Annotated in this window: 23 protein-coding genes; 11 read left to right on the top strand and 12 right to left on the bottom strand. The window is 38.8% G+C overall.

Annotated elements, in window-relative coordinates:
* Positions 1 to 177: 177 nt before the first annotated feature.
* The 3 genes from RGQ13_RS11730 to RGQ13_RS11720 form a co-directional block, all read right to left on the bottom strand.
* A complete protein-coding gene (locus RGQ13_RS11730; RefSeq protein ID WP_348389937.1) occupies positions 178 to 1,470 on the bottom strand; it encodes an MFS transporter in 1,293 nt (430 codons plus the stop codon).
* Positions 1,471 to 1,979: 509 nt separating this feature from the next.
* Positions 1,980 to 2,888: a YeeE/YedE thiosulfate transporter family protein gene (locus RGQ13_RS11725; RefSeq protein ID WP_348389936.1), complete on the bottom strand. Its 909-nt coding sequence runs from the start codon at positions 2,886 to 2,888 to the stop codon at positions 1,980 to 1,982.
* Positions 2,889 to 3,152: 264 nt separating this feature from the next.
* The gene (locus tag RGQ13_RS11720) at positions 3,153 to 5,198 is read right to left on the bottom strand and encodes a S9 family peptidase (RefSeq protein WP_348389935.1); all 2,046 of its coding nucleotides are present in this window, start codon (positions 5,196 to 5,198) and stop codon (positions 3,153 to 3,155) included.
* Positions 5,199 to 5,839: 641 nt separating this feature from the next.
* On the opposite strand from RGQ13_RS11720, the gene RGQ13_RS11715 reads away from it, so the two are divergent.
* Entirely contained in the window at positions 5,840 to 5,992 is a 153-nt protein-coding gene (locus RGQ13_RS11715; RefSeq protein WP_348389934.1) for a hypothetical protein, read from the top strand.
* 1 nt (position 5,993) lies between these two features.
* Entirely contained in the window at positions 5,994 to 6,323 is a 330-nt protein-coding gene (locus tag RGQ13_RS11710; protein ID WP_348389933.1) for a hypothetical protein, read from the top strand.
* 60 nt (positions 6,324 to 6,383) lie between these two features.
* Here RGQ13_RS11710 and RGQ13_RS11705 read toward each other — a convergent pair whose 3' ends face one another.
* Both RGQ13_RS11705 and recQ read right to left on the bottom strand, forming a co-directional pair.
* A complete protein-coding gene (locus tag RGQ13_RS11705) occupies positions 6,384 to 6,980 on the bottom strand; it encodes an AAA family ATPase (RefSeq protein ID WP_348389932.1) in 597 nt (198 codons plus the stop codon).
* A complete protein-coding gene (gene recQ, locus RGQ13_RS11700; RefSeq protein WP_348389931.1) occupies positions 6,943 to 8,742 on the bottom strand; it encodes a DNA helicase RecQ in 1,800 nt (599 codons plus the stop codon). The genes RGQ13_RS11705 and recQ overlap by 38 nt, the downstream gene beginning before the upstream one ends.
* Positions 8,743 to 8,903: 161 nt before the next feature.
* Here recQ and RGQ13_RS11695 point away from each other — a divergent pair, with 161 nt between their 5' ends.
* The 3 genes from RGQ13_RS11695 to RGQ13_RS11685 all read left to right on the top strand — a co-directional run bounded on the left by RGQ13_RS11695 (position 8,904) and on the right by RGQ13_RS11685 (position 10,259).
* Entirely contained in the window at positions 8,904 to 9,506 is a 603-nt protein-coding gene (locus RGQ13_RS11695; RefSeq protein ID WP_348389930.1) for a cold shock and DUF1294 domain-containing protein, read from the top strand.
* 161 nt (positions 9,507 to 9,667) lie between these two features.
* A complete protein-coding gene (locus RGQ13_RS11690) occupies positions 9,668 to 9,955 on the top strand; it encodes a type II toxin-antitoxin system RelE/ParE family toxin (RefSeq protein ID WP_348389929.1) in 288 nt (95 codons plus the stop codon).
* Positions 9,942 to 10,259 (top strand): helix-turn-helix domain-containing protein, encoded by a 318-nt coding sequence (locus RGQ13_RS11685; protein ID WP_348389928.1) that lies wholly within the window; start codon positions 9,942 to 9,944, stop codon positions 10,257 to 10,259. The genes RGQ13_RS11690 and RGQ13_RS11685 overlap by 14 nt, the downstream gene beginning before the upstream one ends.
* Positions 10,260 to 10,310: 51 nt before the next feature.
* On the opposite strand, the gene RGQ13_RS11680 is transcribed toward RGQ13_RS11685, so the two are convergent.
* Positions 10,311 to 11,138 carry a class I SAM-dependent methyltransferase gene (locus RGQ13_RS11680; protein WP_348389927.1) on the bottom strand — a complete coding sequence of 276 codons (828 nt, stop codon included), beginning with the start codon at positions 11,136 to 11,138 and terminating at the stop codon, positions 10,311 to 10,313.
* Between the two features lie 58 nt (positions 11,139 to 11,196).
* Entirely contained in the window at positions 11,197 to 11,880 is a 684-nt protein-coding gene (locus RGQ13_RS11675) for a winged helix-turn-helix transcriptional regulator (RefSeq protein WP_348389926.1), read from the bottom strand.
* Positions 11,881 to 12,082: 202 nt separating this feature from the next.
* Between RGQ13_RS11675 and RGQ13_RS11670 the strand changes: the two genes are divergently transcribed.
* The 6 genes from RGQ13_RS11670 to RGQ13_RS11645 all read left to right on the top strand — a co-directional run bounded on the left by RGQ13_RS11670 (position 12,083) and on the right by RGQ13_RS11645 (position 16,241).
* Positions 12,083 to 12,709 (top strand): carboxymuconolactone decarboxylase family protein, encoded by a 627-nt coding sequence (locus RGQ13_RS11670; RefSeq protein WP_348389925.1) that lies wholly within the window; start codon positions 12,083 to 12,085, stop codon positions 12,707 to 12,709.
* Between the two features lie 513 nt (positions 12,710 to 13,222).
* On the top strand, positions 13,223 to 14,008 hold the full coding sequence (locus tag RGQ13_RS11665; protein WP_348389924.1) for an HNH endonuclease family protein: 786 nt from the start codon (positions 13,223 to 13,225) through the stop codon (positions 14,006 to 14,008).
* A 40-nt stretch (positions 14,009 to 14,048) separates the two neighbouring features.
* Positions 14,049 to 14,549: a hypothetical protein gene (locus RGQ13_RS11660; protein WP_348389923.1), complete on the top strand. Its 501-nt coding sequence runs from the start codon at positions 14,049 to 14,051 to the stop codon at positions 14,547 to 14,549.
* Between the two features lie 255 nt (positions 14,550 to 14,804).
* On the top strand, positions 14,805 to 15,254 hold the full coding sequence (locus tag RGQ13_RS11655; protein WP_348389922.1) for a hypothetical protein: 450 nt from the start codon (positions 14,805 to 14,807) through the stop codon (positions 15,252 to 15,254).
* Positions 15,255 to 15,270: 16 nt separating this feature from the next.
* On the top strand, positions 15,271 to 15,807 hold the full coding sequence (locus tag RGQ13_RS11650; protein ID WP_348389921.1) for a hypothetical protein: 537 nt from the start codon (positions 15,271 to 15,273) through the stop codon (positions 15,805 to 15,807).
* Positions 15,804 to 16,241, top strand: coding sequence for a hypothetical protein (locus RGQ13_RS11645; RefSeq protein WP_348389920.1), 438 nt, complete (start codon positions 15,804 to 15,806; stop codon positions 16,239 to 16,241). Before RGQ13_RS11650 ends, RGQ13_RS11645 begins: the two co-directional genes overlap by 4 nt.
* A 43-nt stretch (positions 16,242 to 16,284) precedes the next feature.
* On the opposite strand, the gene RGQ13_RS11640 is transcribed toward RGQ13_RS11645, so the two are convergent.
* The 5 genes from RGQ13_RS11640 to RGQ13_RS11620 form a co-directional block, all read right to left on the bottom strand.
* On the bottom strand, positions 16,285 to 16,599 hold the full coding sequence (locus tag RGQ13_RS11640) for a hypothetical protein (RefSeq protein ID WP_348389919.1): 315 nt from the start codon (positions 16,597 to 16,599) through the stop codon (positions 16,285 to 16,287).
* A gap of 194 nt (positions 16,600 to 16,793) precedes the next feature.
* Positions 16,794 to 18,080, bottom strand: a complete 1,287-nt coding sequence (locus RGQ13_RS11635; RefSeq protein WP_348389918.1) for a sensor histidine kinase — start codon at positions 18,078 to 18,080, stop codon at positions 16,794 to 16,796.
* Between the two features lie 18 nt (positions 18,081 to 18,098).
* A complete protein-coding gene (locus tag RGQ13_RS11630; protein WP_348389917.1) occupies positions 18,099 to 19,496 on the bottom strand; it encodes a sigma-54-dependent transcriptional regulator in 1,398 nt (465 codons plus the stop codon).
* A gap of 117 nt (positions 19,497 to 19,613) precedes the next feature.
* Positions 19,614 to 22,106, bottom strand: coding sequence for an FtsX-like permease family protein (locus RGQ13_RS11625; protein WP_348389916.1), 2,493 nt, complete (start codon positions 22,104 to 22,106; stop codon positions 19,614 to 19,616).
* The gene (locus tag RGQ13_RS11620; RefSeq protein ID WP_348389915.1) at positions 22,103 to 22,798 is read right to left on the bottom strand and encodes an ABC transporter ATP-binding protein; all 696 of its coding nucleotides are present in this window, start codon (positions 22,796 to 22,798) and stop codon (positions 22,103 to 22,105) included. Before RGQ13_RS11620 ends, RGQ13_RS11625 begins: the two co-directional genes overlap by 4 nt.
* Positions 22,799 to 22,810: the final 12 nt, after the last annotated feature.

The raw sequence follows: 22,810 nt of genomic DNA, 5'->3' as shown, positions 1-22,810 counted from the left end.
GTTGCGGGACCCATAAACAGCAGGTAAAAAAAAGCCACCCAAAGAAGGATGGCAAAGAAATTTGCATTTCAGGGAGGAAAACTATGAAAAGTTAACTGTGTTTATAATAGCCTTCGCTAAGTAATAATGCTGTTAACCAAATGTAAAACACTGCAATAGTTTGTTGTAATAAATTTGTTAAACTTGCTCTTTCACTCGCTTAGCTAACAGATATGCTGCCGTAAAGCCTGATGCTGATATACCAAACAACAGCATAAATAATTGATTAAAACCATCAATGCCAGGGGCCGAGTCAATAATGCGCCCAGCGATTGGTGCAAAGAAAATATCTGGAGTAAAACCAACCACAGAGATAATACCAACAGCTGTTCCGGTCAGCTGTCCTGAAAGTTTGGTTTCTTCTAGCAATGCGAAATAAATGCCACGAATGGCAAACACTAATAAAAACGTGAGTAAAAAATTCGCCTCAATAATCAAATTGCTACTTGCAGTATTTGGTAGCAGCAATGAAAACAGCAAATAACTTACCGACAGCAATACAAAGAACCAAGATATAACTCTACCTACTCGTAGCTTATCGGCAATAATGCCGGCAGTTATTGCTGCAATAGGTCGAAGATAAGAAGCATTAGACACCATACGAGCAGAGTCTAGTTCATTAATTCCAAGCACAGTAGTGGCATAAAGGCCAAAATAATCCAGGCTTTTGTAGGCACAATAAGCAGCTAAAACAATGAACGCTTGCAGCCAAACCTTGGGTTGTTTGAGCACCTCGATAATACCTGCAATAGCATTGCGTTGCTTATGCGCTGTAATCGAATTGGTATTTATAGCTAAGTTTTCTGTTTTAACTTTGGGGATAGTGAACCAAATCAGCACCGCAGCCAATACCGTGAGTAAGGAATAAAAGCTGATCACTGTTTTTATCGCACTTGTTTGCTCATTAATATTCATCACCACACTGCTCGTTGGGAACGCCATAGTTATCATGAGTACGGCAATAGATGCGACTCCTGCGGCAACTAAACCTCTACCACCATCAAGAATACCAAACGCTTTACCTTGGGTAGCTTTGCCGCCCCATTGCCGAGTAACCTTTATCATCGATGCCCAAAATAAAAGTATGGTAGTTACGCCCCAATAGGCAAACAACAGAGCAAGCCCTGTAGGGCTGGGGATTTGCACAAAATAGATACCACCCAATGCGGTAGTCAACAAAGAAAAACTCATTAAACGCCGACCTGAAAACCTGTCGGCAATTGCGCCACCGGGGAAATACGCCAACATTGCCATAATGCCATACAAGCCAAATATATCGCCAAGTTGAGTATTCGTTAAGGAAAATACATCGAGTAATGTTGGGCGAAAAAATCGCGCTACATGAAACGGTAAGCTAAAAATTATTTCACCAGCAAATACAATACTAAAAATGATTACTAAACGCCGACTTAAACTTATCTCATGACTCATCAACTAAGGCCTTAATGCGTGATTAACGTTATAATTTTTAACACATTAAACGAGAAATAACATCTCACTACAATGCTAAGTAAATTTTAATTGTTAATAAAGTAAACTGTAGCGTTTTTTTTACTCGATACGTTAGTATCGTCCTGAACTCGTTCAGTATCCACACACCACTTACTGAACTCGTTTCAGAATCTGCATTTTTACGAGATCCTGAAATAAATTCAGGAAGGAAGAAAGGGCGGGAATCAATAAGCTACAGGAAAAAAGCCCCTGTAAAGACAGAGGCCAAAAATAGCATTTCACTCTTCCATCGTCTTTCCCGCGTAGGCGGGAATCCACTCCTTAAATTTCAGATAAAAAAAAGCCTCTGTAAAAACAGAGGCCGAAAATAGCATTTCAGGATGGAAAACTATGAAAAGTTTAACTGGGTTTATAATAGCCTTCGGCAAGTAATAAAACTGTTAACCAAATGTAAAACACTGCAACAGTTTGTTGTTAACTAAACGTTATTAAGCTTTCATTAGTTTGTGAATAAACAAGCCTGTTCGTATACCAACTAACATTCCTAACACAGCAACAAAACCGGCAGGCGAAAAAATTGGTAGTGATATTAACAGCTGTGAATCATTCCCGCCCATAGCTAATGCAGCGCCTAATCCCATTAACGTGCCTGCAATTAGGTGAGTTATAAACGCCTTCATGCTGATCGGTTTCAGCTCAAATTTTTTGGTGTGCCAAGCCGCTATTAACATTCCCGCAATTAAGGCGAAAAATAAAAAGTAGCGCTCTAAACTTGGCCAAGATTGTTTATTGTTATGAAGTAGGGCATCGCTTACATGATGTAATAAACCGCTAGGAGTCCAGTGCCTTTCATATAAAAATAAAAATCCGGCAAGCAAACCAATACCTAGCATTGAAAACCACAACCGCTTTCTTTTACTATCACCCAGCATTGCCCAAATAACGATAACAACAGACAATACAATTAAGCTGCCAGTAACTATTCTCTCATTATGAAATATTTCAATAAGCTCTATAGTAGGTTGCCAGTAAGACAAAATTGACCAGCCTAACAACCAACCCAATATGGTTATTAACATGGTTAAATCGCCTCTAGAAAGCTTACTTAGCGTCGATACCCCACAACCTTGGTTTAACGCCGTACCTAAGCCAAAAACAATACCACCTAACGCAAACCACCAGTTTGCAGAATAAGCCGGTATGTCAATTGGAGTGCCATAAACATTAGATACAACAATAGCCACCCAGGAAAGTACGCCACTAAGCAGTATTGCTATTAAAAACTCATAATTACCCTTCATGCTTTCACTTACACCACGCACCATGCATAAGCCAGTGGTTTGAGCTAGGTAACCAATAAAGCAAACTAAAATAACAGCAACAAGTAACAGCATCATATAAGCCAAGTTTAAATAATAGATATTCTTTAATTAAAGCAAATTATCCACCGATTGCTGGGGAGCTTGTTGTAGCAAGGGAAAATATTAAAACAGGAAGATTTTATTAAGTGACTTTGTCTTCTAATATTTTTCAGCAAGAAAAGTAGTAAATGATATTTTGAGACAGGTCTTAAGGGCCAGCTATTATTAAAAAACAGCCAAGCAATGCTTGGCTGTTTTGTTTATTAACTGCTATAAAAAAGTTATAGCAATTTAAATTGCTTAATTACTGCTTGCCGTGCCTGGCACACCAGGTACATACTCCAAACCATGAGTTATTTGTATGCTGGAATTGGCAAAATCATTATCAACTGGTTGCGCTCTGCCGTGCTGGCACTCAGCTAAAAACGCCTCGGCTACGGCAAAAAATGCCAGATTATTTTCCGGCTTTTGAAAACCATGCCCTTCATCAGGAAACAGTACATAGGTAACCGGAATATCACGTAACTTCATTGCTTCAACGATTTGATCCGACTCCGCCTGTTTCACTCTGGGATCATTTGCTCCCTGGGCAATTAGCAGGGGTTTTTTTATGTTGTCAACATAGGTAAGGGGAGAACTCTCTTTTAAAAGTTTTTCTCCCTCTTCAGTTGTTGGATCGCCAATAGCATTGGTAAATACTTGCCTGAAGCTTTCCCAGTAGGGTGGGATAGATGAAAGCAAGGTTTGAAGGTTAGATGGTCCAACTATATCAACCCCGCAAGTAAATTCATCAGGGGTGAAAGTAAGACCAGCTAACGTAGCATAACCACCATAACTGCCTCCCATGATAGCAACTTGATCTGCGTTCGTTATACCTTCTGCTACTGCCCATGCTTTAGCATCAAGTAAGTCGGTATGCATGGCTTTACCCCATTGCTTGTTACCTGCATTTAAAAATGCTTTACCAAAGCCAGTAGAAGAGCGGAAATTAACTTGCAATACCGCATAGCCCCTGTTTGCCAACCATTGCACTGTGGGTGAGTAACCGTATACATCTCTTGCCCAAGGGCCTCCATGTACAAGTAATACCATAGGCACGGCCGTACTTGGTTTGCCATCGCCATCAGGATCGCTTTCAACTGGCAAGGTTAAATAAGAGATAAGTTGTTTGTTATCGCGAGATTTAATTATTACGCCATGCATTTTTGCCAACGTAACACCTTTTAATTTCGGGTTAGTAACGAATAAATCGTCTAGTTGTCCTGTTGCTCTGTCATACACTTTATATACTGGTGAGCTGTCGCTTTCATCGGTATATACAGTCCAGTAGTTATTATCTAAAGATTGTGCCAAAACTTGTGAACCACCATTTAATTGCTGGTTAAGTTTATCAATATCGCCTTTGTAGGCGTCATCGATTGCATGCCATTCAGGTTTAATCAAATCCAGTGCATAAGCGAAAGGCTTATGAGAGACGGGAGCAAATAATACGCTAGAGACATCAACATCATCTGATGTTACCAAAGTCGTTAATTTATTATCTGTCAGTGAAAGGTGTGTTAAAGCTGCGGTATTTCTATTTTTACTGTCAAGGAGATAAATACCAGTATTACTTTTATCAAAACCTAAAATAGCACTGGTAAGCATATCTTCAAATGGGGTGATAAAAAGCTCTTGCCAGTCATTTTCAACTCTGGTGAATACTTGCAAGTCACCATTGGCCAAGGTTTTACTTGCTAGCCTTACCTGTAGATCATTGTCTACCAAAATTTCTGCAAAGCCGGTATTTTCGACCAACAAGGTTCTGCTACCTGTAGATAAGTCTACGCTGTATACATCGTGCCATTTGGGATCTCTGTCATTCATTCCAACAATAACCACTCCAGGCCTTGATTCACTTTGTCTGATCATTTGTGCCATTGTGCCATCATAAGGGGATAAATCTTTTATTTTGCCCGTTGCTAACTCTACTGCGTACAAGTGCCAGTTTTCATCACCATTTTGATCTTGGATATATAAAACATGTTTACTGTCGAGTGTCCAAAAGTGGCTGGGAATGCCGCGACCGTTATCTTTGGTAATAGCACGAACGCTGTCAAATTCGCCTTTATTACCTATCCATAAATTCATTACCCCATTTAATGGAGCACGAAAACTCATTTGCATGCCATCAGGACTAACACGCCCCTGAGTACGACTGGGGTTACCAAACAATACATCACGTTCAATTAATGGTGGTGCTTGCACTGCAGCAGAAGTACTTGCTACTTTATCGCCACTAACATTACAACCACTTAACAGAATCATTCCCATAAGCGGAAGAATTAAAAGTAAAAACTTTTTCATAAAATGTCCTTATCGTTATTAAATTGGAACAAAAAGCGCTTCTTCTTCAAAAAAGAAAACTGCCTTTTTTATGTTCAAACCAATTAAATATAGTAGAAAAAATTAGAAATGCTTTTAAGCGAGTACATCGCATTTCCCTGCGTGTTTAGGAATGCATAATTAGCAGAATATAAAAGCCACCTGCAATAATGAGGAGGAAAAAGCATTTATCTTATCGACCGTCTTTCCGTACTTGTTACGGAATCCAGCTCTTAAATTTCAGATAAAAAAACCATACTATTCGTCATTCCCGGCTTGTTCGGGAATCCAGCTCTTAAATTTCAGGCAAAAAAAAAGCCACCTGCAATAATGAGGTGGCAAAGCATTTCAGGGAGGAAAACTATGAAAAGTTAACTGTGTTTAATTATACATCCGACCAGAAAATATTCCGTTAACCAAATGTAAAACACTGCAATAGTTTGTTGTTATAAACTTGTTAATTCTATTCATTTACTATTCAGAACCTTTAACAACCCATGTAAATAAAGGATTTAGCTCAATTATTTAAAATACACCGGTAACAAATGTAAACAGAACAGTTTGTGTACTTTAGATAAAATAGATAGCAATTAACAAACAACAACTTTTTTAAAAGCAACATTATGATTTTTCCAAAACAATACATGAATCAAACAAACCCTTGGTCAGCAAAATTTCTACCTGCAATGGTTATTCTTTCATTGCCTTTAGCAATATTCTTTATTGCTAAAGGTTGTGTATCTTTATTAGTTAAAGCTAAATTAAAAGCCTGTTAGTTTGAGCTACCACAGCAACAATAACGAACACGACTTTGAACAGTTTCAGGGTGACGAATTCCAAAATGAAGACTATTACTATGAAGATAGTTTTGACGAGTTCGATTATCATGAAACTGGTGTTGAAGAAGGCTTAGGCTTCTTAGAGTTTGCTGGTATTGCCGCACTACTTGGTGCATTCAATTCAAACCAAAACCATGCAGAGGGCAACTCTTCTGCTATGTTTTGGTTTTTAGTCTTTTTACCATTCACTTTTCCAATTCTTGTTATGGCTATGATGGTTATAGTCCCATTTCGAATTTTGAAGTTTATATTTAAACTTTTGTGGTGATTATTTCGCCAGTGCATCAATTTATGTTATTAGAGACTGTAAGAAGATGTATTGGTAAAGTTAACTTAATTCAGCAACATTAAAGGGCTGATAATTATCTATCATCTCAGTTAAAGCTCTTTCTTCAATAAACTTACCAATTTGTTGATAGCGTTGTTTGTTAATTTCAAACAACGCATCTACATCGTCTTGCCAGTAAAATTCTACATATTCAAATGATGCACTCGGGTAGTGGTTTCTGATACGTTGTCTAGCTTTTATTGTGAGGTTGGTTAAATCCCAGACAATGTTGTTGTATTGCTTTGATAGCTTTATGGCGTAATTGAACTTTTGTTGATGAGATTTTCTTAATTTGTGAGCAGTGGGTAGTTCGAAGAATTCATGATATTGCATGTTATTTTCACGGCAAAGCTTCATCACGATATTATCTGAGTTCATAATGAAGTCGAATTTGTGTTTGTGCTTTTTTACATAGCTGCTTTTACCACAACCAGGCGGGCCGATGAGTATGGTTACTGTTTGCTCTATCATGGTGGTTAGTGCTTTTCTTTTGTCACTGATGTCGTACTCATAGTATTCATCATTTACATCATTATAAGTAATATTGATTGTAGACTCACTAGAGTCCTTTAATAACTTTAACCACCTCAGCGCCATATCGCTCTGCTTTGGCGCAGCCTATTCCGCTAATGTCTTTAAGCTCGTCCATGGTTGTTGGTTTTTTCTGGGCCAGTGCTTTTAGGGTTGCGTCGTGGAAAATAACGTAGGCGGGCACGCCTTTTTCTTTGGCCCAGGTTGTTCTTAAATCGCGTAATTGTTCAAATACCAGGTTGTCTGATGTTGAAAGGTCTATGTGTTGTTTTGGCGCTTTTTTAGTTTTTGGTTGTTTTACGGTTTTAGGAATTTCTCTAAATTGAATCTGGGTTTTATCTTGTAATATATCGCGCGATTTTTCGGTGAGCTTTAATGCGCCGTATTGCAGATCTACACCTAAGTAGCCCATAGCAACCAGTTGTCTGAATACGCCTTGCCATTCTTTGTCGGTGTGTTCTTTGCCAATGCCAAAAACTGATAAATTTTGATGATTAAAACGTGTTATTTTCTCGTTTGTTTTACCAAGTAATATATCTACTTGGTGCAGTGCGCCAAAACTTTGCTCACTGCGGTACACCGTTGATAACGCTTTTTTAGCGGCTAAGGTACCATCAAAGGTTTTTGGCGGGTTTAAGCAGTTGTCACAGTTTCCGCAGGGGGCGCTATAGTCTTCTGAGAAATAATTTAGTATCGCTTTTCTTCGACAATCACTCACTTCACAGTAACCAAGTAAGGCGTTTAATTTACGTTGGGTAACTTGTTTAAATAGTTCACTGCCTTGGCTGCTTTCTGTCATTTGCCTAAGTTGAATTACATCTTGCATGCGATACGACATCCAGGCAGTGCTCGGTAAGCCATCTCTGCCGGCTCGGCCAGTTTCTTGATAATAAGCTTCAATGTTTTTGGGCAGGTTTAAATGGGCAACAAAGCGCACGTTTGGTTTATCTATGCCCATGCCAAAGGCAATGGTGGCGACAATAATTACGTTGTCTTCACGTAAAAAACGGTTTAGGTGATCTTCTTTTACCGTAGTGGGTAATTTTGCATGATAGGGCAGTGCATTTTTGCCTTTACTGGCTAACCACGCGGCGGTTGATTCAACCGATTTTCTAGATAAACAATAAACAATGCCGCAATCATTAGGGTGTTCGTCATTAATAAACCTTAATAAGCCTTCTTTGCCAACACTATTTTGATGAATGCGATATTGAATGTTTGGCCGATCGAAACTGTGCACAAATTTTTGGGCATTGGTTAAGCCCAGTACGTTAATGATTTCTTCTCTGGTGCGTTCATCGGCGGTGGCGGTTAAAGCAATAGTGGCAACATTGGGGAAACGCTGGCGCAATAGGCTCAGTTGTTGGTATTCAGGTCTGAAATCATGGCCCCATTGCGATACACAGTGCGCTTCATCAATGGCGAAAAGCGCAATATTAATACGCTCCAGCAGCGATAAGGTTTTCTCCATTAGCAAGCGTTCGGGCGCGACATATAAAATATCAATGTCGTTATTAATAAGTTGCTGTTCAATGGTTTGTTGCGTGGCATAGTCTTGTGTAGAATTTAAAAATGCAGCCTTAATGCCGAGTAACGTTAACGCATTAACTTGGTCTTGCATCAGGGCGATAAGTGGTGACACCACAATACCAACGCCGTTTAATACCAATGACGGGATTTGATAACACAGTGATTTACCACCACCGGTTGGCATTAAGTTAAATACGTCATTACCGGCTAATACGTCATCAATAATTTGCGCTTGCTGATGGCGAAATTGGCTATAGCCGAACACGTTGTTTAAAATATTCAGTGGTGTGTTATTCATTAATAATGACACTTAAAAATTGGTGAACAGAATTATATTAATCATAACAGTGAAGTTAACTATTGGTGATTAATTTTAATGTAAAAACAGCTTATATTTAAGTTTAATAGCAAGTAGATTAACTATCTGCTTGCTATAAGAAAAAATTAAAAGGAATAGTGATGCGCGGCAAAGGAAAACTCACAACGTGGAACGATGATAAAGGCTTTGGTTTTATCTCACCAATGCAAGGTGGCAAAGACGTTTTTATTCATATTAAAGACTTTACTAACCGTAGCGTTCGCCCTAGCGTTGGGCAAGTGATCACGTTCGAACTTAACAAAAATAACAAAGGCCGACCTTGTGCGCTGCGCGCCACTCGTGCTGGCGATGTAAGCAGAAAAACTGCTGTAAAAAAACAAAACAACTTGGCACTGCTATGTGCTTATCTGTTTTTAATTGCGCTGCTTGGTTTATGGTTGGTAGGAAACATTATTTGGCAATTGGTACTGGTTTATATGCTGATGAGCCTAGTTACGTATTTTGCCTACGATTATGACAAGCGTAAGGCAAAGGTAGGGGCTTGGCGTACATCAGAAGGGCTGCTGCATTTGTTTGCGTTGATGGGCGGCTGGCCTGGGGCGGTTATTGCTCAGCAAAAGCTTCGCCATAAATCTAAAAAATTATCATTTCGAATTGAATTATTGTTAGTGATTATTGCTAATCTTAGTGGTTGTTTCTACCTGTATGAACATATTGAGCAAGGGTTGATATTTCTTTATTAATTCTTCACTTGGACCCTGAAATAAATTCAGGGAGTGTTGTTTATTTTCAGGGAGTGGTAAAGGTAGTCCCTTGAATAAAACTTTGTCTAATGTACGTTATGCGCGTACACTTAATGTATGGACGATTTATTTGTTGATCAAGTATATTTGAAAAATACAGAATGGATTATCTGTTAGATGATCAATATCGTGTATTACAAGTTGAGTTACTTAATAATCCATATAAAGGTGATTTAATAAAAGGGACTGGCGGTTTAAGAAAAATCCGTTTTGCAGCTAAAGGTAAGGGAAAAAGAAGTGGGATACGTGTTATTTATTATTACTTTGATAAAAATAACCAATTTTACCTACTAACCTTATATGCAAAAAATGAAGTGACAGATTTAACCAATAAAGAGAAGCAGCAACTTAAACAATTAATGGAGTTATGGCTAAATGAGCAAACGTAATTTGTTTTCTGAGCTTAATGAAGCAGTAACCGAAGCTCATAATTATGACAAGGGCAAGGTAACATTAAAGACTCACTCGATTAAAGAGTCTGCTGCAATTGACCTCTCTCCAGTAGAAATTTTAAATATACGCGAACAATTCAATATGTCTCGTGGAGTATTCTCTAGATATTTACGTACGTCTACTCGTACTTTAGAAAATTGGGAGCAAGGCAGATGCAAACCCAATGAGCAAGCCATAACCTTACTTAAACTTATTAAGGCCCACCCTGAAACACTTTCATATATTGCAGAGCTTTATTAACGTAAGCTATGCCTACATTACAAGCTGAGCTTGTTTTGCTGTGGTTAATGTTTAAGGTTTTTCAGCAATAATTTCTACCGGGGCTATTAAATTATTACCAATATTTTCAATCATGTTTTTTACTTTACCTGCTGCGCTTTGTTGCATCAAGGTATGCAGGCCTAATGGTGGTGGGCCGCCATCTGCTTCTATTTTTGCTTTTAATTGTTGAAAAAATTGTATGGCAAATTCATGTCGGTTGTTTATGGTTTTAATAGTAAAGCCGGCATTGGTTAAGGCTTTTTGGTATTGCTCTGGTGTTGCCAATTTACTGGTGCTGTTTGTTGTTGCCCATGGCACCGGGTAGGTTAGCTCGCCATCTTTTTGGCGCATAATGTCGTAAACACCAAAGCTTGTACCTGGTTTTAATACCTTATAAATTTGATTAAACAATAATGCTTTGTCTTCTATGTTCATGCCCACATGCAACATGTAGGCGCCATCAAAGGTATTCTCGGTAAAAGGTAAATCTAGGGCACTGCCTTGTATCAAGTTAACGCTTGAAAGGTTTAACCAATTACATAGCTCTTCGCCGGTTTCAATGTATTCGGCAGTTAAATCAATTCCGCTTACTTTAGTTTTATATTGGTTTGCGACATACCTTGCAGCGCCGCCCAGGCCACAACCCACATCAAGGATATGCTGTTGTGTATTAAAGTGCAGTTGTTCAAGCAAGTGATCGGTTGCTATGCGGCCGCCAATATGAAACTCATCTACCGGTGCCAAATCTTCAACGGTTATTGTTTTTGTGGTTTTACCCAATGCCGGAAGAGCTGCTTTAATGGCGTTAAGTAAGTTACCGTGCATGTAATGATCAGATACTGACTTATCGTATGACATTGTATTAGTCTCGCTAATTGATGATTAAAATATAAAGTTAAATTTACAGGATTTTTTTCTAAATTTCTTTAGCGGGTGGTATATCAGTAAACATGCTATTGCTCATCCACTGGCTTACGTTTTGAGTTAATGCTTTATGGCCAATTAGGGTTAATTGCTTTGTTTTGATCGCTTTTTTGTAGGTGGTGTCACCCATCCAAATATCAGCCATGGTTTTTACTTTAGTGGTAAAGTATACATCAACTTCTTTGCCTGGGTCTTTAACACATAAATCAACGTTGTCCTGTTGCGCAACAAGCCACCAGTTTGGGGTCTGTTCAATATCTTGAAAGTGAAATTTGAGCACGGTTTCATCACCACACAGTTTATCTAATACAATAGAGCGTTTTAGGTACACCATGAGTAATTCTACGTCGTAGTCTTTTTCGCTGAGGTTATTTCTAGCCCAGCACATGCCCCAATCGCCTAATGACTTAATAATTGGTAAAAGTTGCTTACAAGCATTGGTCGGGAAGTATTGATAACCCTTTTGGCCACTAACTCGCTTTTTAATCAATAGCCCTTGTAGCTCTAAGCTATTAAGTCGTTTGGTGAGTAAGGTTGGCGATATTAAACTTAAACCACGCTGTAATTCACTAAAACGATTTCCACCCATTAACAGCTCTCTAATGATTAAAATTGTCCATTTTTCACCAATAATTTCGGTTGCTTTAGCTATGGGGCAAAATTGTCCATATTCCATAAAACCTTCAATTACTCTTCTTTGCTGTGTGTTTGCCTAAAAGTATAGTTGTTTACTACAACATCTGTAGTGGCTTACTACACATTGTTCAGTCTTATTATTGGTACTTAAGTTTTATAGTGAAATAACGCTTAGTGATAAAGCTTTTGGTTTCAGCATGGTTGCTAAGTTAATGATTAAACTAACTCATCTGGAGAATACTATGAACATCATCAACACAAACACAAGTGTAAGTAACAGCACGAACAAAACCGATACAAGTATCATTAATGCCGTACGCTTTGAACAGCTTAGCGATGACGTTAAACATGAATTTAACCTTGTGCGTGGGCACCTTGGTTTTGTGCCTAATTTATTTTCGTATATTGCCCATTCAACAAGTATGCTTTATGTGTTTTTTACTCTATCTAAAGCGTTTGAAAATTCAAGTTTTACGCCAACTGAGCGTGAAATTATTCAGCTGACTACGTCAAAGGTAAATGAATGCAATTACTGTCTTGCCGGACATAGTTACTTTGCCAAGCTGCAAGGTATTAATCATAGCGTTGTAGTGGGCATTTTATCTGGTACGGGCATTGAGAATAAAAAACTATCAGCGCTGTATTTGTTATGCCAAAGCATGGTTGCCACACGTGGCGATGTTCCGTCAGCATTGCTTAGCGATTTTTTTGAACAAGGTTATAGTCGTTCACAATTTATTGATTTAACGATGGGGATATCCTTAAAAACCTTTACTAATTTAGTGAGTAAAGTGGCAGATATAGAGATAGATGAAAACTTTAATACTGCCGATTTATTTACCCCGAAAGGAGGTAAATCAGTCGCTTAAAACTATTCTCTTAACGTTTAAATACTTGGGTTTGTTGATCAAAAATCAATAGGCCCTTTAGTTTAACTATCTCGATGTAGCCGATGGACTCTGAAATAAATTCAGGGAGGTAAAGTAAGAATGGTGACTCTATCCAACACTTATTTAATCAATCCAATTAACTGCTGAACTTGTTTTAGCATCTCTTTGTTATTCATCCTGAGAAGTATTGGTTAACAAACTAATTCAACTTCGTTAGTTAAATTCGTTTAATATATCTATAAGTACCCAAAAAGAATGGATTCCTGCCTTCGCAGGAATGACGGTTTACGTGTGGATTCCTGCCTTCGCAGGAATGACGGCTTACGTGTGGATTCCAGCCTCGGCTCGGGCATCCTCGATCACTGCTCCTGCGTTATTCTAACTACAAGCATCCAAGCACTAGTGCTTCGCTCTACCTCTTCCATCCTTGGAGTCGTTCGCAGGAGTGACGGCTGGCGCAGGAATGGCTAGGCTGGTTTGAAGTTGTAGTTAATGCATAGAAATGAATGCATTACTTTAAAGAGAAATTGTTTTACCGATATGCTGAAAAACTACTTTGTTGTCTGCTTAATTGCAGTAAGTATTTTTTTTGATGTGCATGCTGCTTCAGGTTTGGTTAAAAAATCTAAATCGGGTATTTGTCACTCACAAGAAAGTTCTTATTATAACCGCACCAAGGATTTCACTGCTTTTGATTCGTTAGAGTCTTGCATAAATTCAGGCGGGCGCTTACCTAAAGGCTTTGTTGATAAAAGCATTGCTAAAGGTGATGCAGTAAATTCTCCAGAGTTACATCTTCAACATTATAATCGCAGTCAGTTTGGTAGTGGTTGGAGTGATGTTGACAGAGATTGTCAAAACTCACGTATGGAAGTGCTTGTGGCGCAATCTGTTGCCCCGGTTCACTTTAAAGATTCACGGGAGTGCTCTGTGCGCTCTGGTAAGTGGATATCGCCGTTCACAGGCGAAACTATCTATAAAGCCTCATCTATCGATATAGACCATGTTGTACCGCTTAAATGGGCTTGGGATCATGGTGCAAGTACTTGGAGTTATGAACAACGTGTGACATTTGCTAACGATCCTGCCAATTTACTTAGTGTTGAAGCAGGTTTAAACCGAAGCAAAGGCGCTAAAGGGTTAGATGAATGGTTACCCCCTAAAAACCAATGCCAGTATATTGCTCGTTTTATGCGGGTTATGAACAAATATCCGCTTGTTGTTGGTTCCAAAAAACTAAACTCGATCGCCTCTCTCAAAAGTAACTATTGCTCTTAGTCTATACTGAAACGTTATTGCTCCTAACGGCGTTTTACCAATGAATGAAAAGTTATCTGATTATTCTAGTATTGCTGAAATTATAAGTGCTGTGGCTATTGTATTGTCACTTATTTTTGTTGGCGTACAACTGCAAGAAAATACCAAAGCAACGCGCGCTGACTCTGCTATTTCTGCCAGTACAGCAACGGCACAATGGTATATTGCTTTGGGCGGTAGTGCTGAAAACAGTACGTTATTTCGCAACTTTGTTATGCAGCCAGAAGCGTTAACCAAAGAGCAGCGCTTTCAAGCTGTTATGAACTTACATGCCATTCTTCTTATATTTCAAAATAACTTCTATTTAGCTAGTGAGGGAACTCTTGACGCCAAGATGAAAGACTCAATTGCAGAAGCTGTAGTGGTGATAAAAGATCAACCAGGTTGGCGTTTATATTGGAAAGAGAGGCGTGCGATATTTTTACCTGAGTTTCAGGCATATATAGATGAGTTAACCAAAGCTGAGCGCAAAGTATCTCTGGGTATTTATGGTGATAATTAAATTATCACCACCACTTGCTGAGCCAGTCTGATTACTTGCTGAACTTGTTTCAGTATCTCATTGTGAATTACTTCCTCTGCCCTAACGGGCATTTTTGTATGTACTTAAAGGATTTATGTACTTTAAAATCTGCAGGTGAAATTCTTATCTTATTATTTTAATCAACAAAACAATAACTTACAGGTAAGCGTGGATTGGCATACTACCTGCACCATACATTAATGATGTTAATTAGATAAATGTATGGAGGTTGTAATGAACACTTTTTCCAAATTAACTTTACCAGCATTGCTGCTTATCGCACTTTCTGGCTGTATGACCGCGCAAGAACACCGTCAAGAAATTGCTGATGACTCTGCTGACAAGCTTACCGTTGGTGTTGTGCAGAAAGAAATCAATATAGGTATGTCAGGTGGCGAAGTTGCGGCAATTTTAGGCTCTCCCAATATTGTATCTACCGATGAAAACAGAAATGAAGTATGGATTTACGACAAAATTTCTACAGAGTTTGTTCATTCGAGTAGTAGCGGCGGCGTTTCATCACTTATTCTAGGATTTGGTAGTGACGTACTTGGCGGCGTGGGCGGTAGTTACAATAAACAAGCGGGAGCTTCTTCTAAGTCACAAAAAACCTTAACAATAATACTTAAATTTGATGACGAAGGTCTTATTAGAGATTTTGCTTACCACACGTCACGCTTTTAGGCGTTAAGGAAATATCATGTTAACTAAAAACGTATTAATAATGATAATGGTGGTTACAATAAGTGGTTGTACAAGTAATAGCACCCCACCTACAGATGCCTTCAAGTTATCGCTTACATCATTAGAAGATAAGCAAATGCAAACCCGACAATTTACCACAGTGCAACGTACCGATTTATTAGTTGCCAGTGCCAGTGTATTACAAGATTTGGGATATTCGTTGGATGAATCAAATTCGGTGTTAGGGGTATTGTCGGCATCAAAGGTAATAGATGCTAAAGATAGTGGCCAGATTGCAGGGGCCATTTTATTGGCAATATTTACCGGCGCGACATCACCTGTTGATGATAAGCAAAAAATTAGAGTTTGCTTGGTGATAAACAGCGATTTATCTGACGATAAGTCATCACTAGCCAGAATAACCATTCAGAGGCTAATTTGGAATGATCGAGGCAAATTATCTCGTGTGCAGTCAGTAAAAGATCCTGAGCTTTATGATGCATTTTTTACAAAACTGTCTAAAGCGGTATTTTTGGAGGCAAACAACATATGAATATTTTAACAAACATAAATAAAGCAGCTTTATTAATTTCTATTTTGTTTTTAGTAACCAGCTGTAGCGGAAGTAGAACACCTAAAGACGCGTTTGCGATGAACTCTACTCAGGTTGAAGTGCGCAGTTATCAAACTAGAGCTTATGATACTACTGACAAGGTACTATTACTGCGCTCGGTTATTGCAACATTGCAAGATTTGGAGTTTATTATCGACAAAGCAGATGTTGAATTTGGCGTGGTGTCGGCAACTAAACTTAATCGTTATTCAATTCGAATGACTATTACTATCAGAGAGCGGGGCGAGCACCAGTTATTAGTGCGAGCTAATGCTCATTACAATCTACAATCGATTGAAGATCCCACACCTTATCAAGACTTTTATGCGGCGTTAAATAAATCTACTTTCTTAACCAGTCATGAAGTCGATTAAGTATGGCTCCGTAATTAGTGCATAGTGCTTGTGTTGGAATTGATTAATGAACAACACCATGATTAGTTTCAGCACAAGTATGACATATGTATTGATCGTGCATATGGCCACGTAACTCTGCTTTGTTGCACTCTGCGCAACGGGCAAAGTATCGGTTGTCGTTGATCAGGTTTATAAGCTCTTGTTCAAGTTGTTCATCGCTGGTGTTTAATGGCAATTTTTTTACAACGCTATATTCTAACTTAGGCTCATGCGGCCCCAACCACTCTACAATTTCTACTGAAATATCAATAACGCCTTTGGTTTTATCTATCCAAATGTACTTTTTAAAATCATCTGTATCGTTATTATTAGACATTGTGTTTTTGTCCTTGTTTTTAGCCCTATAGACCCTGAAATAAATTCAGGGAATGGTAAAGTGGACCCTGAAATAAATTCAGGGAATGGTATTCGTTATTCGTTATTCGTTATTCAGGGAATGCCATTCACAATTCATGAATTCGAAATTCGAAATTCGCAATTCGCAATTCGTAATCCGTTATTCGTAATCCGTTATGCGTGTCGAATGTCTGTATTAGACTCAATTAGTGGCCAGCACATTGTGATTTTTGCGCCTCCGTTGTCTTGGTTATCGACACTTAATTTGCCACCATGGTTACGAATAATTTCGGCACATAACGATAAACCAATGCCTGAGCCATGTTTTTTGGTGGTATAAAATGGCGTTAATACATTACTTAAATTAGCAAATCCTGGTCCATTGTCTGTTAATTCAAGTACTTGTTCTTGCTGGTTATAATATGCTTTGAAGTTAACTTTAGTAATAGCTTGTTCGCACGCTTCTTGCGAGTTTTTTAATAAATTAATCATTACCTGGGCTATTTGTTCAACATCACCAAAGCATTGCTCATTGCCTTTAAAGTCTATTTCGCAAATACTCTCGTCTATCATCGCGCTGGCTTCTGCGAGGACATCAGATAAATTAAACCATTTTAATTTCGGTGGCGGCAATTGGGCCAGTTTGCTGTATTGCCCCACAAAGGAGAGTAATCGTTCGCTGCGTTGATGTATTCTTGTAAGTACTAAACGGATGCGTTGCTCATCGAAGTCATCACTGCTTAGCAACGTGTCAGTCATTGATGTCATCGGCGTTAGTGAGTTACGTAACTCATGACCTAGTACTCTAATAAGGTTTTGTTGTGTTGTAGTTTGGTTTTTGTGCAATTGTTGCGAAATATCTAGCGCTGAAAATAACCAATGTTTTTCATTGTGGTGTGAGTAATTGATGCTTTGACATTGCCAGTTATCGGAAAATTTGGGGTGGCCTAGCTGTCCATCTTCTAGGGTAAAGCCCAATTCGGTTGCCACACTACCTATTAACATAGGCTGTTGCAGTTGTTCGTTCATGGCATTATTGCGATAGGTTAATTTAAGCTGCTGATCAAACAAACAAACTGGCACCGGCCAAGAATCCAGCATGCCACCGAGTAAATGTGACAAGCTTGACGATTGTGTATTTTGCGATGATTTTACTGCGGCAAGACCTTCAATTTCATTTTGTAATTCGGTAAGCAAATTATCATGGTGAGAGCTTTTTAAATGTAAGTTTTGTTCACCTTCTTTTAGCATTTGCGAATAGGTAGTAAGTTGCATGATGTTTTGACACCACAGCCAATAACAGCGCCATGCTAACCAAACAAGCGGGTGCATTAGTACAAATAAAATGGAGCAAGTTGCCAATACACTCCAGTTTAAACTAATGGTTAATGCCGCAATAAGCGACATAATAACGATCACAGTTACGCTCAGGCCTATTTTTAGCCATTTTTCATGACTCATAACTGTTTCTCATAACCATCACTCATAGCAAATATGATACTTATCTAAGCGCCGGTATAGCGCATTTCGAGATATGTCGAGTATTTTGGCCGCTTCGATTACTTGACCATTGGTTACTTGCATTGCCTTCTTGATAAGCTGCTGTTCAGCTTGGTCAAGGGGTTGCAGTGTTACTTCATTGCTTGCGGTATCGGTAGCATCAAGCAGTAATTGTTGTACGCCTATTTCTGTGGTTGTAGCTAACAGTACAGCGCGTTCAATTACATGGCTTAGCTCTCTAATATTGCCTGGCCAGCTATGTTGTTTTAGCTTTTCTAATGCTACACCGCTAAGCGTTAAGTTAGCTTTTTGATATTTTTGGCTAAAGTGTTGGATAAAATTTTCACTTAACGGCTGCATGTCATCTAAGCGCTCACGAAGTGCTGGCATAGTGATCACTAAAGTGTTCAATCGATACAGTAAGTCTTGGCGAAATTCACCGTCTTTAAGTAATTGGTTTAAGTTGGCATTAGTGGCGCTAATTAGTCGAATGTTGGCTTGCTCTGTTTGACTAGAGCCTAAAATTTCATATTGACCAGTTTCAAGCACTCTTAACAGTTTGGGTTGCAAATTAAGCGGCATTGATCCAATTTCATCAAGAAATAAAGTGCCTTGCTCGGCTAATTGAAATCGGCCAACTCTATGTTGTTTAGCATCGGTAAATGCGCCTTTTTGATGACCAAATAACTCACTCTCAAATAAACTTTCAGGAATAGCTGCCATGTTTACTGCGATAAATGGATTATCTTGTCGGTTTGATAATTGATGAATGCGCTCGGCTAATAGCGATTTTCCGCTGCCATTTTCACCTAAAATAAGCACGTTGGCATCGGTAGGTGCTATTTGCATTACTAATTGCTCAATAGCTTGCATTGCCGCTGAGCCAGCTATCCAATTTTTACTGTTTGAATTCTCGCTTTGTTTGCTGCTAAGGAGTTGACGATAACCTTGGTGCTCTTGTTTAAGTCGGTTATGGCTTAATTGTTGGCTAATGCTGTTTAATAACTTAGCTTTGTTCCACGGTTTCTCAATAAAGTCGCAAGCCCCTTGTTGTAGGCCTTTAACTGCTAACTCTATGCTGCCCCAGGCAGTCATTAATATTGTTGGGATATTACTTTGTTGCAGCTGTTTGAGAATGTCCAGGCCTTCTTGGCCACTGGTAGTGTCACGGCTAAAGTTCATATCAAGCAACACCAAGTCGGGCTTTTGTCGTTGAGTTTGCAACACCACTTGCTTAGCATCGCTGGCTTCAATTATTTTATAACCATTGGCGCTAAGTAATAAGTCTAGGGCCAAACGAATATCTTCATCGTCATCAGCAATTAATATAGTGGCGTTGTTGGTATTGATTCGAGAGTCGGTATTGGCTGTATTCAAAAAAAATCCTATAAAATGAAAGGGCTAACACCTAAATAGATATTAACCCTGAGTTTACTTTATTGTTTGAGGTTATACCAATGCGATTAACCTCATTGGTAAAATTGCATCAAAAATCTACTCTTCGCGTAGTGCTTGCATTGGATCAGAGCTAATTACTCGCCAAGCCGGCATCATTACTGAAAGCAATACTATGGCAATTAAACCACTGTCTAGTGCCGTCATTGCTAGCCAGTTAAATTCAGGTAACATTTCTAATTGTTGCTGAATTTGTTGATAGCCGATTACCGAAACGACAAAGCCTAAACCTAAACCTATCACCAACATCCAAAAGGCATCTTTTAAAATAAAGCGTACCAGGCGTGATTGTTTAGCGCCAGTTGCCATGCGTACTGCCAATTCGTACTTACGGTGATTGGTGGTCATTTGAGTTAAACCAGCAACACCAATAGCGGCTAAAATCAAGGTTAACGCGGTCATGGTTATTACCACCCATAAGCTCACCCGTTGATTTAGCGTTTGTTGTTTCCAGATATCATCAACTGATGTTACTTGTAAATTACTCAAGCGTGGAAATTGGCGGGCAAATTCGTCATTAAGCATATCGATAGACAAGTTTTTGCCTTCTGGCATCATCACTGTAAATTGTAAGCTGCCACCGGTATCAATACGATGTGAGTACACCGCAGGTATACCAAGTGGGTTGGCAATGCCTGTTTGGCTAATGGTATTACTAACAATGCCGGTTACTATCATACCGTGATCACCGCTCTGGCTTAGCTTGATCGCTTTGCCAATAATTTCATCATTGGTTAATGTTGGGTACATAGCTTTTGCCATGTTTTGATCAATGACAATTCGGTCTTCGTCATTGCTAATTTGCTCTTGGGTTAAATTAGCACCTGCAAGCATTTTTATATTGAACGTACTGAAAAAGTTAGCACTCAAGCTTCTCACCTGATAGATCACTTGCTCATTATTATTGTCTTCATTAAGAAACGCATTTACTTGCAGAGAATCAGAAAGCGGACCATAGTCGGCAACTATTAACTTACTGTCGGCCACACTAGATTCAATCATAGTGCCTACATCGTTAAGCAAGGTATTAACTTCACTACCTTTATATTCTTCAAAATCTCTTAACTGGGCTACATATTCTTCATCGGCAATCGTTAGTGAAACATTATAAGAGTTACCTATGTCGTAGCCTAAATCTTGGTAAACAGATTGATAGCTTTGCGTAGTGATCATCACAGACGCCGTTAACAACATTGATGCAATCGAAAGCTGCAACACCATTAGCATGCGACTTAGCCATTGGTTGCTTTGTGCCTGAATGCCTTTACCACTGCTATTAAGGTTATTAGACAGGGCCTTTTTATCAATATCAACTAAGGCCAGCGCACTAAACAAAATACTTAATAAAATTATGATCGCAAATGATGCGCCGATAGTAATACCATTGAGGCCGATACTATCTATCATCGGTAAGCTATCACCAGCAATTAACGGTAAACTTTTAAGTGCCCAACCGGTCATTAATAATCCAGCAGTTGCCGCCAGTAAAAAACTTGGTAAATTTTCAAGTAACACCAGTAATCTAATTTTCAACAAGCTTGAACCTAGGCTTAATTGAATAGCAAACTCTTTAGTTCGTCCTTGATAATGAGCAATAAACAAGTTCAATAAATTAAGTGTGGCCATTAATAATAAGCCGATAGAAGCAGCAAATAGAGCAATTATTAAGCCTTCTGTTTCGCCTAGCATATTGCTGCGATACGGAGCGATTGTTACTTCTTTATTAGCACTATTGAGAAAGTCCAAAAATAATTGCAGGTTATCGCCTTCAACATTTTTAGTGGTGTGGATGTTTAGCCATTCATTAGTTTGCTCTAGGGTAGGTAACACTGCATTACTATTGGCACTTTTAAACAATAAGAAATCAATTTCGTTACTGATATTTCCAACATTATCTTGTTGTGCTGCAACAGTGGCAAGATTTTGAATAAACCAAACTTGTTGTGGTAAAACTTCTTGAGCACTTTTTATGGCCATTAAATCTTCAATAACGCCGGCAATAATAAATGGCTGATTATTTACGTTTAACTGTTTGCCAATTACAGATTCTGCACCTGCGTAGGCATATTTCCATAAACTTTCTGAGATCCAAACATACTTTTCTGGAGCTGGCATGGTTACATCATCACCAAGTAATAAACGCGTGCCCAAAACTTGTAAAATATTATCTGAAGCTTCAAATCGAGTCGTTGGATAAATTCCATTGTTAATTTCAACATTTTGTTCAGTCGGGTTAATGCCTGCCCATTCGCCTAAATCAGCAAACTGTTCACCAAATGACTGTAAACGATTCATATTCCAGTAAGACACACTTAAGGTATCTGACATTTTAAATCGGTATTCAAAAGTTTGTAGTGATGCTTCGTTTTTAACTCCTTGCAGTGGTTGATATAACAAAGTCGATGAAATTGCCGTTACGCTTAATACTGCACCTAAGGTTAGGCCCAACGTTAAGATCAATGGGATGCTTAGGCGTGGCAATGCGAATACTCGCGCGATGCCATGCAAAAAAGCCTTTTTGTATAAACTCATGCAACACCTCGTAATTTTTGCTCTGTAACAATTTGACCATCAAGCAGCTGTATTTGACGATTTGCACAACGAGAATAACGAGTGTCATGAGTAACCATAACTATGGTAGAACCGTCTTTGTTTAATTGCTCTAGCAATGCCATAACCTGATCGCCATTTTTACTGTCAAGATTACCGGTTGGCTCATCCACCAAAATAAGATCGGGCTTGCCTACCAACGCACGAGCAATGGCGATACGTTGCTGTTGACCACCAGATAATTGGTTAGGACGGTAGTTCTGTCTGTGCCACATATCTACTTGGGTTAGCACTTCTTCAACACGCTGTTTTATTTCTGCCTTGCCAACGTTTCGGTGTTCAAGCGGCAGGGCAACGTTTTCAAATACAGTTAAGCTGTCAATTAAATTGAATGATTGAAACACGTAGCCAATATGCTGATTTCTAATTTGTGTACGTTGATCAACTTTAAGGCCAGCAGTATTGATATCAGCAATGTGATAATCGCCTTCACTGGCACTGTCCATTAGTCCCATAATTGATAACAACGTTGACTTACCGCAACCTGATGGGCCGGTAATAGCAACAAACTCACCTTGGTTAATCTCAAGAGAGATGCCTTGCAGGGCATGAGTTTCAATTTGTTGGCCATCATAACGTTTGTGAACATTGTTCATTTCAACTACTTTTTTCATGGTAAATTCCGT

This window comes from Thalassotalea psychrophila (genome assembly GCF_031583595.1).
GTDB lineage: Bacteria > Pseudomonadota > Gammaproteobacteria > Enterobacterales > Alteromonadaceae > Thalassotalea_A > Thalassotalea_A psychrophila.
This window is presented reverse-complemented; position numbering and strand designations above follow the sequence as displayed.

Bases quoted from the DNA above. Each gene is read 5' to 3' on its own strand.
- RGQ13_RS11720 (WP_348389935.1), bottom strand. From the start codon at position 5,198: ATGAAAAAGTTTTTACTTTTAATTCTTCCGCTTATGGGAATGATTCTG.
- recQ (WP_348389931.1), bottom strand. From the start codon at position 8,742: ATGAATAACACACCACTGAATATTTTAAACAACGTGTTCGGCTATAGC.
- RGQ13_RS11675 (WP_348389926.1), bottom strand. From the start codon at position 11,880: ATGGAATATGGACAATTTTGCCCCATAGCTAAAGCAACCGAAATTATT.
- RGQ13_RS11680 (WP_348389927.1), bottom strand. From the start codon at position 11,138: ATGTCATACGATAAGTCAGTATCTGATCATTACATGCACGGTAACTTA.
- RGQ13_RS11705 (WP_348389932.1), bottom strand. From the start codon at position 6,980: ATGGCGCTGAGGTGGTTAAAGTTATTAAAGGACTCTAGTGAGTCTACA.
- RGQ13_RS11725 (WP_348389936.1), bottom strand. From the start codon at position 2,888: ATGATGCTGTTACTTGTTGCTGTTATTTTAGTTTGCTTTATTGGTTAC.
- RGQ13_RS11730 (WP_348389937.1), bottom strand. From the start codon at position 1,470: ATGAGTCATGAGATAAGTTTAAGTCGGCGTTTAGTAATCATTTTTAGT.
- RGQ13_RS11625 (WP_348389916.1), bottom strand. From the start codon at position 22,106: ATGAGTTTATACAAAAAGGCTTTTTTGCATGGCATCGCGCGAGTATTC.
- RGQ13_RS11635 (WP_348389918.1), bottom strand. From the start codon at position 18,080: ATGAGTCATGAAAAATGGCTAAAAATAGGCCTGAGCGTAACTGTGATC.
- RGQ13_RS11685 (WP_348389928.1), top strand. From the start codon at position 9,942: ATGAGCAAACGTAATTTGTTTTCTGAGCTTAATGAAGCAGTAACCGAA.
- RGQ13_RS11660 (WP_348389923.1), top strand. From the start codon at position 14,049: ATGAATGAAAAGTTATCTGATTATTCTAGTATTGCTGAAATTATAAGT.
- RGQ13_RS11665 (WP_348389924.1), top strand. From the start codon at position 13,223: ATGCATAGAAATGAATGCATTACTTTAAAGAGAAATTGTTTTACCGAT.
- RGQ13_RS11655 (WP_348389922.1), top strand. From the start codon at position 14,805: ATGAACACTTTTTCCAAATTAACTTTACCAGCATTGCTGCTTATCGCA.
- RGQ13_RS11670 (WP_348389925.1), top strand. From the start codon at position 12,083: ATGAACATCATCAACACAAACACAAGTGTAAGTAACAGCACGAACAAA.
- RGQ13_RS11690 (WP_348389929.1), top strand. From the start codon at position 9,668: ATGGATTATCTGTTAGATGATCAATATCGTGTATTACAAGTTGAGTTA.
- RGQ13_RS11620 (WP_348389915.1), bottom strand. From the start codon at position 22,798: ATGAAAAAAGTAGTTGAAATGAACAATGTTCACAAACGTTATGATGGC.
- RGQ13_RS11640 (WP_348389919.1), bottom strand. From the start codon at position 16,599: ATGTCTAATAATAACGATACAGATGATTTTAAAAAGTACATTTGGATA.
- RGQ13_RS11650 (WP_348389921.1), top strand. From the start codon at position 15,271: ATGTTAACTAAAAACGTATTAATAATGATAATGGTGGTTACAATAAGT.
- RGQ13_RS11715 (WP_348389934.1), top strand. From the start codon at position 5,840: ATGATTTTTCCAAAACAATACATGAATCAAACAAACCCTTGGTCAGCA.
- RGQ13_RS11695 (WP_348389930.1), top strand. From the start codon at position 8,904: ATGCGCGGCAAAGGAAAACTCACAACGTGGAACGATGATAAAGGCTTT.
- RGQ13_RS11645 (WP_348389920.1), top strand. From the start codon at position 15,804: ATGAATATTTTAACAAACATAAATAAAGCAGCTTTATTAATTTCTATT.